Here is an 11,643-nt window from a genome sequence, read left to right as displayed (position 1 = left end):
ATTTAAAATTATAATCATTCTATAAAATCGGGTATATCACTTGTTGGTTCATCTATATCTTCTCTCCAACCAAAAGCATTTAGTTTTGGTAAAAATTTAAACTTTCCTGAAATAAAATATTTATCATTATGAGTTCTATTAGAAAACGGTTTACAATCTTCTCTTTTCATTTTTATCGGTAGATGTATTGGCTTTATTTTCTCTTGTTTGTGTGAATTTTTATTTTGATATATTGAAAGTACAGGAAATTTATAATTTGGTATAAATTGCCAAATTCCTCTTAAAGTGAAGAAACTAATAGTTTCTTGTTCTCCGTTAGAATTTACAAAAGGTTCTTCTTGCCATTTTAATAAATGAAACTGAATATTCGGTAAATTATCAGACCAAATACATTGTGGGTATACCCGAAGATAAAGATAAATATAATCATTTAATGATCTTTTCAATTCTAACATTTTATGTAAATGAACTTTGATAATAGGATTATTAATTAATAATTCAAAAATTTGATCTTGCTGTTTAATCCAAAATGTTTCCTGAGAATAATAAACATAACCACCTAAATAACCTATTCCCTGAAAAAAATAATGCGATTTATCCAAATATTTTTTCTTTGATTTTAAATTTACATTTTTGTGTCTAGGAGTATGAGAATTATTAGATTTTGACTGAGATAAGCTATTTTTTACAACAGATGAACGTCTTTTATCTCTATTTTTTTTCTTTGGTAGATAATAAGTGTCACCATCATGATATTTTTGAATACCTTTATTTTCCCATCTATCTATAGTTTCTACATAGCTCTTGAGATTGTAGCTATTAAGATAAACTATATAAAGATTTTTAAAGCGCAGTCTAAAATCATCAACACAATACAAAAAAAATTGATGAGCTAACTTTTTTGTTAAATTTTGTTCTGTCGGATATTTAGTTTGATCTATAACTTTTTTTAAAATGTCTAATTTTTCCCAAATTTCTTGACCTTGTTTAACAATATTTTCTTGTTGTTTTATTGGTAATTCGTTAATTTTTAGACTATCTATAGTCAAATTTATCATTGTGTTTATAGAAATAGTTACATTATGGGCAATATCAGTGTTGTGAGATTTTTTTCGACTCCAATAATCTTGCCAACAAGAATGAATTTGCCAAGGGTATCCTAATTCATCGAATAAGACACAATCACCATAACCATTAGTATGATAAAAAACCTCAGCCCCACACCACCAACAGATAGTAGGATAAGTTTTTGACTCTCCAATTTCTTTACAACGATCAAGTTGTAATTGATCAAAAGATTGTTTTTGTGGTTTACTTACCTCAAAAATTTCAGGCTTGTTTTCTTGAATAAACTCAGTGAAATTTTCTGTGTAAAAATTAGAACTTTTATTGAGGAAATGCCCTCTATTATTATACCCTCCGTTTGTGGTGATTCTTCCTGAAGACCGTCCCTGTCCTCCCCACCCACAATTGCAATTGGGAGGATGATTATAAGCGTTACAACTCATATATCTATTTGAGATCATTTTAGATTACTTTAATACTACTATTATAATCTAAAAAACGGTAAAATGGCAATATATTTGATGTTTTGTTCCGTACACATTAATAATTTAGTGTTTAAAAAGCTTGTAGGTTTGGCAATCTAAATTTACATTTGTATTTTTATTAATAAATTTTATGATTGCTCACCATAATAAATATTATAATTAATATTGTACCTTATCCCTAGAAAAATATGAATTACAATCAAGAATTTTATGTAATTATTGAAAGAGACGAAGATGGCTATTATGTGGGGGAAGTTCCTCAATTAAAAGGCTGTTATAGTCAAGGTAAAACTATTGATGAATTAATAACTAATATTAAAGAAGTTATTGAAATGTGTTTAGAAGAATTAGAAGAAGAAGATAAATTAGAATTTGTCGGTGTACAAAAGGTGGTTTTATAATGCCAAAATTACCTATAGTTAACGCTAAACAAGTAATAAAAGCTTTAGAAAAAATTGATTTTCAAATTGTTAGACAAAGAGGAAGTGATATTCAAATGAAACATAAAGATGGTAGATTTGTGACGATAGCATCTCATAGTAGTCAAACTATTGGTAAAGGTTTATTACTTAAAATTTTGCGTGACGCGGTAAAGTATGACTAACTAATGTTAGGATAAAAGTCGGAGATTTTTGAGATAATTTGAGGAGAAACTTCATTTTTTATGAAAATCCCTGACTTTTAAAAATTAAAAAATCTCTCTGACATTTTTATATTCACGATTATTGGGGAGCTTTTTAACCCCAATTAGCTATTTGATCTGTCAGACAGTCGAATTGTCAATAGAATTGACCAATTACAAGTATAATTGATTCTTATAGTTAATTATAAAATAGAAAATGACTGATACTAATTTTGAAATTTTAACCCAAAATGATCCCGCCGTTGCCCAAATTATTAACCGTGAATTACAAAGACAACGGGATCACCTAGAATTAATTGCTTCAGAAAATTTCACCTCGGTGGCGGTGATGGCCGCACAAGGTTCAGTTTTAACCAATAAATATGCGGAAGGTTTACCCAAAAAGCGTTATTATGGCGGTTGTGAATATATTGATCAAGTTGAACAATTAGCGATCGATCGCATTAAAGAGTTATTCGGGGCAGGTTTTGCCAATGTACAGCCCCACTCCGGCGCTCAAGCGAATTTTGCGGTATTTTTAGCTTTACTTAAACCAGGTGATACCATCATGGGCATGGATCTGTCTCATGGTGGGCATTTAACCCATGGCTCCCCCGTCAATGTTTCCGGTAAATGGTTTAAAGTGGTGCAATATGGCGTTAGCCCCGAAACCGAACAATTAGATTATGATTTAATCAGAGAATTAGCCCTAAAAGAAAAGCCTAAATTAATTATTTGCGGTTATTCTGCCTACCCTAGAATCATTAATTTTGAGAAATTTAGAGCGATCGCTGATGAAATTGGAGCTTATTTAATGGCAGATATAGCTCACATTGCTGGATTAGTAGCCACAGGTCATCATCCAAGCCCCTTCCCCCACTGTCATGTGGTCACAACTACCACCCACAAAACCTTAAGAGGGCCTCGTGGTGGTTTAATTATGACCAATGATCCCGAATTAGCCAAAGACTTTAATAAAGCGGTCTTTCCGGGTACACAGGGAGGCCCCTTAGAACACGTTATCGCCGCCAAAGCAGTGGCTTTTGGGGAGGCTCTGAAACCGGAGTTTAAGGAATATGCCGGCCAAGTGATCGCTAATGCTCAAGCTATGGCCAATCAATTAGGGTCAAGAGGCTTTAAACTGGTGTCTGGTGGCACTGATAACCATTTAATGTTGGTGGATCTGCGCTCCATTGGCATGACTGGCAAACGGGCGGATCAGTTATTAGGGGAAATTAATATTACCGCTAATAAAAATACCGTCCCCTTTGATCCCGAATCTCCTTTTGTGACAAGCGGTTTGCGTTTAGGTACTCCTGCTATTACCTCCAGAGGCTTAAAAGAATCTGATTGTGCGCAAATTGCCAATATTATCGCCGATCGCCTCTTAAAACCTGAAGATGAGGGCGTTACAGCCGATTGCATTAACCGAGTCAAAGCTCTGTGCGATCGTTTCCCTCTTTATCCTCACTTATAAACTGAAATTATAATCAGGTGGGCAAAATTTTGTAATTAATCAATTTTTGCCCACCTTTGCACTTTTTTAATTGACGAAAAAAACAGAAATTAAAACAAAAAATCATTTCAAAAATAGATTTAATCAATTAATTTTGAATTTGTAAATTATTATCACCACTAGAATATAAATTAATTTCCCATTGTGTTAAAAATGGATCATCAAAATCACGAGTTAATTGATAAGTAGCTAAACATTCTTGATATTGATTAATAATTCTTAAATTATAATTATAATTTCTGGCAACTGTACCAAATTGATTAATAAAACGATAACGATCTAAATAATTCATTAATGACCAAAGTTGACGATTAACAACTAAATCAATTCTACGTTGATCGCCGTAGGCTAACCAATTTCTAATTAATTTTCCTTTAAAGGGATCAAATTGTTGTTTTGCCCACCATAAACTAGGAATAGATAATGATTCCTCTGAAATTGTATCGGCGGTAATAATATTTGAATTTTGATCTATTTGTTCATTTTCTAATAGTTCTAATTCGATTGGTAGATTACACAAATTTAATAAAGTGTCTATATCTTCTTCTGTTTGTGCTAAAATATTTTGATTAATACCAATGGCACAAAAACTTAAAGTAAGACAAAAAATAATTTTTAAGTTGAGTTTTTTTAACATAATAATTACCTACAAATCACGAATAACCAATAACTAATAATTAATCATAATAACTAAACAATATGACTCCATAAAGGGCTATTTGTTTCTTCTTCCCATAAACGTCTACGGGGTTTTCCATTTAATCTTTGATGGGTATTTTCTAATAATTTTGGGATGTCTAAATGCTCAGGGCAACGGGGTAAACAGTCTCCACATTGAGTACAGCGATCGCCTTTATTGCCCCAAAACCAATGGCCGGCATTTTCAAACATTCGATAACGATATTGACCATAATCTGTCATATCATAACCCACCGCTAAATTTCTTAATCTTAAGACTTCTGGAATATTTATCATTTCTGGGCAGGGTAAACATTGATAACATTGACTACATAAGTCAGGTTTCAGAGTTTTGTGAAGGTGATTTTCAAGTTTTGTGAAAACTTTAATTTCAGAGGGAGTCAGAGGATAATCTTTATCAGCCACCGTCAAAGGATCTTTTAATTCATCGGGGTTACTTGCCCCCACACTTAAGGTAGTAATACGGCGATCGCTCAGTAAAAAGCGATAATTTAACTCAAGGGGAGAAAAAGGATAACATAAGTGTTCAAGGGTAGGAGGGGGGGTATATAAACGCCCCCCTTTATCCGCCGGAGAAATAATAAAAATTCCTAAATCTTTTTGATTAGCCAACTCAATAGCTGGTAAATTTCTCTGAAAAAAATAATAGTAATGAAGATTGATAAACTCAAAAAGCTCTGTTTTAATCGTATTTAAAATTAAATCTAAAGAACCATGAGTAGAAAAACCTAAATGTTTAATCAGACCTTGATCTAAAGCGTTGATAACGGCTTTTAAATAATCTGAATTAGTTTGAAAAATGGTTAAATGTTCGGGGATATTAATGCCATGAATAGCTACAAAATCCAAATAATCTAACTGTAATTCCACTAAAGATTGATCTAAATTTTTACGAAAAACATCACCATTTTGATGGGGAATAAATTTAGTAGTAAGATAAACTTTATTTCTAGGAATAGATAATTGTTGAAGGGCATTACCTAAATAAATTTGACTTTTACCATAAGCCCTAGCAGTTTCAAAATGATTAATTCCCTGTTGAAAAGCTTGTTCAATGGTGTTTAAGGCTTGTGTTTCTGATGCCAAACAGCGCATCAGTCCAAGGGAAAAAACTGATAACAATTTTTCTGTTTTACCAAACCTTCGATAACGCATTGCAAGTTAAGTAATAAGTAATAATTAATAAGTAATAAGTGGGAAGTGAGAAGTGGGAAGTGGGAAGTGAGAAGTATTAATTATTAATTATTAATTAAAAACTATTGATCTAAATAACTTTTTTTCATCGTTCATACTTCATCGTTCATACTTCATCGTTTGTTCACTGATCACTGTTAAGTCCGCCTTTTTTAATTAAATCTTCAGGGCAAAGATTAGAGACAAAATCTCGAAAAGCCCGTCTTTCCCTCTCATCAGCCTCTCGATCCACCGGAATGGAAGCATCCGCCACCACTTCCTCCATCACCCAGATGGGGCTATTCGTTCTTAAAGCAACGGCGATCGCATCGGAAGGACGACAATCAATTTCCTTTTTAATTTCCCCTTTACTCATACATAAAACCGCATAAAAAGTATTATCCTGTAGAGCGTGAATAATAATGCGATCTAAATTCATTTCCCAAAGATCAAACAGATTAGCGATTAAATCATGAGTTAAAGGACGAGGAGGCTTTTGAACTTCTAAAGCATTAATGATAGCCCTTGCTTGTTCTTGCCCGATATAAATAGGTAAGGCACGGCGATCGCTACCATCTTTTAATAACACAATGGGACTGCGACTAACAGCATCAAGGGCAATACCAGCAACTTTCATTTCAATCATAATTTTAATTGTTTTGATTTGGGAATCTTAACTATAACAATTATCATCTTACCATTTTATCACTTTTTCGTCATTATATGTTAATTTAGAAAAATTTTGTAATCTAACTAATATCAAGATCAACGGTTATTTATGGTAAACTAACATCAAAATACCAAACAAAAATAATATTATCAATTGACAGTTAATAATTGACAATTAACCATTATTTAACCCACAGAAATTATCAATAAATAAGCTTTAACAATAAATAAGCTCTAATTTCAATCCATAACATTCTAAGCTAATCTTCCCCTTTTCCCATTTAGAGAAATCTTTTTTATTTTGTTCAACAAATTGATTAAATTTGATCAAATCTTTAGACAAATAATTCTATGGCTACTGAGTCCATCATCTAACTTTTAATTTGGAGAATTACCTTAACTATTGTAGGACAGACTAAAGGTTTAAGTAGCATCAAGCCCTAGTGATAATTATGAGCTTTCTTTGAAGACAAAATTGGCGATGGCCTGATACTTTTCCAAACCGTTTTTGATCTTTCTCAAAAAAATTGATTGTATATCTTGTCACAATAGCACAGAAACTGTTATAATGGCAGTTCGGTATAAAATTAACTATCACAATTAAAGATTAAATAGGGTAGGGCATACCCGAATTTACGCTTGGACAGTAGTTTTAGTAACATAAAACTAATGGAGATCAAAAGAAAAACTCTTATAGATCCTTCCAAGAATCTCCAGACTAATCAAATAGAATGGAGAATGTCAATGTCAACCTTATCAATAGTTAAAAGATCAGACTGTGGCTAATTGTAAATCTGCACTCAAAAGAATCCAAATCGCAGAGCGTAACCGTTTACGCAATAAATCCTATAAATCAGCAGTAAGAACCTTAATCAAAAAATATTTTACTGCGGTGGAAGCTTATTCTGCCAATCCTAACGAAGATAATATTAAGTTAGTGAATGAAAGAATGAGTGAAGCTTACAGCAAAATAGACAAAGCAGTAAAACGCAATGTTCTACACAAAAATAACGGTGCTAGAAAAAAAGCTCGTTTAGCTAAAGCCTTAAAACAAGTAACTGCTACTGCTAGTTAAAAACTGGTTCAATCTTCCTGCGTTAACTGTTAATTAATTACAGATAACTGTTAACTGATTACTGATTACTGAAAACTGTAAAAAAATGCAATTAATTGACACCCATGTTCATTTAAACTTTGATAATTTTCAAGGACAATTATCACAAGTGCGAGAACGATGGCAAAAAGCAGGGATTGTTCATTTAATTCATTCCTGTGTTGAACCGAGCGAGTTCCAAAGTATCCAAGCGATCGCTGATCAAATACCGGAAATTTCTTTGTCAGTGGGTTTACATCCCTTAGATGTGGACAAATGGACAGATGAAATGGCCTCGGAAATATACCGTTTAGCACAAAGCGATCCTCGGGTGGTAGCCCTTGGAGAAATGGGACTTGATTTATATAAAGGAGAACAAATTAAAGAACAAATAGAAGTATTAGAAACCCAATTAACGATCGCTCAAAAATTAAATTTACCTGTCATCATCCATTGTCGAGAGGGAGCGTCACTATTGCGAGATCTTTTCAAAAAAATGATCTCCCAAACAGGCACGTTAACAGGGGTAATGCACTGTTGGGGCGGAACAACAGAAGAAACTCAATGGTTTTTAGACATGGGTTTTTATGTTAGTTTTAGTGGCGTTGTCACTTTCAAAAAAGCCGAACAAGTACAAGCATCTGCTAAAATAGTGCCAAGCGATCGCCTCTTAATCGAAACCGATTGTCCCTTTTTAGCCCCCGTACCCAAAAGAGGAAAAACCAATGAGCCTTCATTTGTGCGTTATGTAGCAGAATATGTGGCTAACTTAAGACAAACACCTTTAGAAATTCTTGCTCAACAAACTACAGCCAATGCCTGTAGTCTTTTTGGCTTGAAATTAAGTTAAAGCCCATAAATCTGAACTTCTGAACTCCTGAACTCCAGTATTCTGTATTCTGATAAAATATGACTAAATTAATTCAAAATCCTCTGCCCGATCTAATCGAAATTCAACGTTCTAGTTTTCGCCGTTTCCTTGAAGAAGGATTGATCGAAGAACTCAATAGCTTTTCTCCTATCCGAGATTATACCGGAAAACTTGAGCTACATTTTATTGGAGAAGACTATAAACTTAAAGAACCGAAATATGATTTGAATGAGTCAAAAAGACGGGATAGCACCTATTCCGTTCAAATGTACGTTCCCACTCGCTTAATTAACAAAGAAACGGGTGAAATTAAGGAAATGGAAGTCTTTATCGGTGATTTGCCTTTAATGACCGATCGGGGTACATTTATTATTAATGGAGCAGAAAGGGTCATTGTTAATCAAATTGTCCGCTCACCGGGAGTTTATTATAAGTCAGAAACGGATAAAAATGGACGTAGAACCTACAGTGCTTCTTTGATCCCCAACCGAGGTGCATGGTTAAAATTTGAAACCGATAAAAATAATTTAGTTTGGGTCAGAATAGATAAAACTCGTAAACTGTCTGCTCAAATTTTATTAAAGGCCATCGGTTTAACTGATAATGAGATTTTTGACGCATTAAGACACCCTGACTATTATCTCAAAACCATCGAAAAAGAAGGTAATCCTAGTGAGGAAGATGCTCTTTTAGAATTATACCGTAAATTACGGCCGGGTGAGCCTCCCACCGTTGGCGGTGGTCAAAGTTTGTTGAGATCTCGCTTTTTTGATCATAAACGCTATGACTTAGGGCGAGTAGGGCGTTATAAACTCAATAAAAAATTAAGACTCTCTACCCCTGATACCGTCAGAATTTTAACCCCTGAAGATATTTTAGCGGCGATCGACTATTTAATTAACCTTGAATTTGATATTGGAGAAGTGGACGATATTGACCATTTAGGTAATCGTCGAGTCCGTTCTGTGGGAGAATTGCTCCAGAATCAGGTTAGAGTGGGTTTAAACCGTTTAGAAAGAATTATCAGAGAAAGAATGACCGTAGGTGAGGCCGAAAGTTTAACCCCAGCTTCCCTTGTCAACCCTAAACCCCTTGTGGCCGCTATTAAAGAGTTTTTTGGCTCATCCCAATTATCTCAGTTCATGGATCAAACTAATCCCTTAGCTGAGTTAACCCATAAAAGACGTATTTCCGCATTAGGGCCTGGCGGTTTAACCCGTGAAAGGGCAGGTTTTGCGGTGCGTGATATTCACCCCTCCCACTATGGGCGGATCTGTCCTGTGGAAACACCGGAAGGGCCTAATGCTGGTTTAATTGGTTCATTAGCTACCTATGCAAGGGTGAACGAGTTTGGCTTTATTGAAACTCCTTACTATCGGGCGGAAAATGGACGGGTTTTATTTGAGGAAGGCATTAAATACTTAACCGCCGATGAGGAAGACGATATTCAAGTAGCCCCCGGAGACGTGGCCACCGATGAAAATGGCTATATTGTAGGGGATATGATCCCTGTGCGTTATCGTCAGGAGTTTTCCACCACCACACCGGATCAAGTGGACTATGTAGCGGTTTCACCCTTACAGATCGTATCGGTAGCGACTTCCTTAATTCCCTTCTTAGAACATGACGATGCTAACCGTGCTTTAATGGGTTCTAATATGCAACGTCAAGCCGTACCTTTATTACGCCCTGAACGGCCGTTAGTGGGTACGGGTTTAGAAGCCCAAACCGCGCGTGACTCTGGGATGGTGATCGTCTCTAAAACCGCCGGAATAGTTACCCATGTAGATGCTACCTTAATTAAAGTACAGGTGAAAGAAGGTGAGGAGTTAACCGATCAGGTGATCGAATATCCTTTACAAAAATATCAGCGATCGAACCAAGATACCTGTTTAAACCAACGCCCCCTTGTTTGGGAGGGTGATGATGTGGAATATGGTCAAGTTTTGGCCGATGGCTCCGCCACAGAAGGAGGCGAGATCGCTTTAGGACAAAATATCCTTGTGGCCTATATGCCTTGGGAAGGTTACAACTATGAGGATGCGATCCTAATTTCCCAAAGACTGGTTTATGATGATGTTTACACCAGTATTCACATCGAAAAATTTGAAATTGAAGCCCGTCAGACGAAGTTGGGACCTGAAGAAATTACCCGTGAAATTCCTAATGTTGGGGAGGATGCCCTCAGAAACTTAGATGAACAGGGTATTATTCGCATCGGTGCTTGGGTAGAATCTGGGGATATTTTAGTAGGAAAAGTAACCCCTAAAGGTGAGTCAGATCAACCTCCTGAAGAAAAATTATTACGCGCTATTTTCGGTGAAAAAGCCCGTGATGTAAGGGATAACTCCTTACGAGTTCCCAACGGTGAAAAAGGCCGGGTGGTTGATGTGCGGGTCTTCACCCGAGAACAGGGTGACGAATTACCCCCTGGGGCTAACATGGTAGTACGGGTGTATGTAGCTCAGAAACGCAAGATCCAAGTGGGAGATAAAATGGCAGGTCGTCACGGTAATAAGGGGATTATTTCTCGCATTTTACCGATCGAGGATATGCCCTATTTAGAAGATGGTCGCCCCTTAGATATTGTGCTTAACCCTCTGGGTGTACCCTCACGGATGAACGTGGGTCAAGTCTTTGAATGTCTTTTAGGGTGGGCTGGTTTACATCTTAATGCCCGTTTTAAAATGACACCTTTCGATGAGATGTATGGAGAGGAAGCCTCCCGTAATAGTGTTCATGGCAAAATTGAAGAAGGTTCACATAAAGCGGGTAAAGATTGGATTTTCGATCCGGAAAATCCCGGAAAATTAACGGTTTATGATGGTCGAACAGGTGAAGCCTTCGATCGCCCCGTTACGGTGGGTATGGCCTATATGTTAAAACTGGTTCACCTTGTGGATGATAAGATCCACGCACGTTCCACTGGCCCTTATTCTCTCGTAACTCAACAGCCTTTAGGGGGTAAAGCCCAACAAGGTGGTCAGCGTTTTGGAGAAATGGAGGTATGGGCATTAGAAGCCTATGGTGCGGCCTATATTTTACAGGAACTCTTAACCGTTAAATCTGATGATATGCAGGGACGTAATGAGGCTTTAAATGCGATCGTTAAAGGTAAACCGATTCCTCGTCCGGGTACACCTGAATCCTTTAAAGTATTAATGAGAGAATTACAATCATTAGGTTTAGATATTGCAGTCCATAAAGTGGAAAGTACGGAAGATGGCTCAACTCAAGATGTGGAGGTGGATTTAATGGCCGATGATAGTCGCCGCCGTACTCCTTCCCGTCCAACCTACGAAGCCTTTAGTAGTGAGGATTTTCAACTTTATGAACCCGCCGGTTTTGATGATTAAATAAATTGTCATTGGTAAGTGGTACAGGCATCGTGCCTGTGACTGGTAACTGTAACAGGCAAGATGCCTGTATCACGGTTGACTGTAACAGGTA

At 36.1% G+C, this 11,643-nt stretch carries 10 protein-coding genes; 6 read left to right on the top strand and 4 right to left on the bottom strand.

Annotated features, from left to right (window positions below):
* Positions 1 to 14: 14 nt before the first annotated feature.
* Positions 15 to 1,526, bottom strand: a complete 1,512-nt coding sequence (locus Anndu_RS08850) for a hypothetical protein (protein WP_464100859.1) — start codon at positions 1,524 to 1,526, stop codon at positions 15 to 17.
* A gap of 212 nt (positions 1,527 to 1,738) precedes the next feature.
* Between Anndu_RS08850 and Anndu_RS08845 the strand changes: the two genes are divergently transcribed.
* From Anndu_RS08845 to glyA, 3 genes are all read left to right on the top strand, one after another.
* On the top strand, positions 1,739 to 1,951 hold the full coding sequence (locus Anndu_RS08845; RefSeq protein WP_464100858.1) for a type II toxin-antitoxin system HicB family antitoxin: 213 nt from the start codon (positions 1,739 to 1,741) through the stop codon (positions 1,949 to 1,951).
* Positions 1,951 to 2,154, top strand: coding sequence for a type II toxin-antitoxin system HicA family toxin (locus Anndu_RS08840; RefSeq protein WP_464100857.1), 204 nt, complete (start codon positions 1,951 to 1,953; stop codon positions 2,152 to 2,154). Before Anndu_RS08845 ends, Anndu_RS08840 begins: the two co-directional genes overlap by 1 nt.
* A 235-nt stretch (positions 2,155 to 2,389) precedes the next feature.
* On the top strand, positions 2,390 to 3,649 hold the full coding sequence (glyA, locus tag Anndu_RS08835) for a serine hydroxymethyltransferase (protein ID WP_464100856.1): 1,260 nt from the start codon (positions 2,390 to 2,392) through the stop codon (positions 3,647 to 3,649).
* A gap of 127 nt (positions 3,650 to 3,776) precedes the next feature.
* Here the strand turns inward: glyA and Anndu_RS08830 are convergent, their stop codons facing one another.
* The 3 genes from Anndu_RS08830 to Anndu_RS08820 all read right to left on the bottom strand — a co-directional run bounded on the left by Anndu_RS08830 (position 3,777) and on the right by Anndu_RS08820 (position 6,206).
* Positions 3,777 to 4,325 carry a hypothetical protein gene (locus tag Anndu_RS08830; RefSeq protein ID WP_464100855.1) on the bottom strand — a complete coding sequence of 183 codons (549 nt, stop codon included), beginning with the start codon at positions 4,323 to 4,325 and terminating at the stop codon, positions 3,777 to 3,779.
* Positions 4,326 to 4,378: 53 nt separating this feature from the next.
* Positions 4,379 to 5,542: an aldo/keto reductase gene (locus Anndu_RS08825; RefSeq protein ID WP_464100854.1), complete on the bottom strand. Its 1,164-nt coding sequence runs from the start codon at positions 5,540 to 5,542 to the stop codon at positions 4,379 to 4,381.
* Between the two features lie 163 nt (positions 5,543 to 5,705).
* Positions 5,706 to 6,206, bottom strand: a complete 501-nt coding sequence (locus Anndu_RS08820; RefSeq protein ID WP_464100853.1) for a bifunctional nuclease family protein — start codon at positions 6,204 to 6,206, stop codon at positions 5,706 to 5,708.
* Positions 6,207 to 7,007: 801 nt separating this feature from the next.
* On the opposite strand from Anndu_RS08820, the gene rpsT reads away from it, so the two are divergent.
* The 3 genes from rpsT (at position 7,008) to rpoB (ending at position 11,549) form a co-directional block, all read left to right on the top strand.
* Positions 7,008 to 7,304: a 30S ribosomal protein S20 gene (gene rpsT / locus Anndu_RS08815; protein ID WP_464100852.1), complete on the top strand. Its 297-nt coding sequence runs from the start codon at positions 7,008 to 7,010 to the stop codon at positions 7,302 to 7,304.
* 85 nt (positions 7,305 to 7,389) lie between these two features.
* Positions 7,390 to 8,172 carry a TatD family hydrolase gene (locus tag Anndu_RS08810; RefSeq protein WP_464100851.1) on the top strand — a complete coding sequence of 261 codons (783 nt, stop codon included), beginning with the start codon at positions 7,390 to 7,392 and terminating at the stop codon, positions 8,170 to 8,172.
* 59 nt (positions 8,173 to 8,231) lie between these two features.
* Entirely contained in the window at positions 8,232 to 11,549 is a 3,318-nt protein-coding gene (rpoB, locus tag Anndu_RS08805; RefSeq protein WP_464100850.1) for a DNA-directed RNA polymerase subunit beta, read from the top strand.
* Positions 11,550 to 11,643: the final 94 nt, after the last annotated feature.

Source organism: Annamia dubia NIES-4383, assembly GCF_055394725.1.
This window is presented reverse-complemented; position numbering and strand designations above follow the sequence as displayed.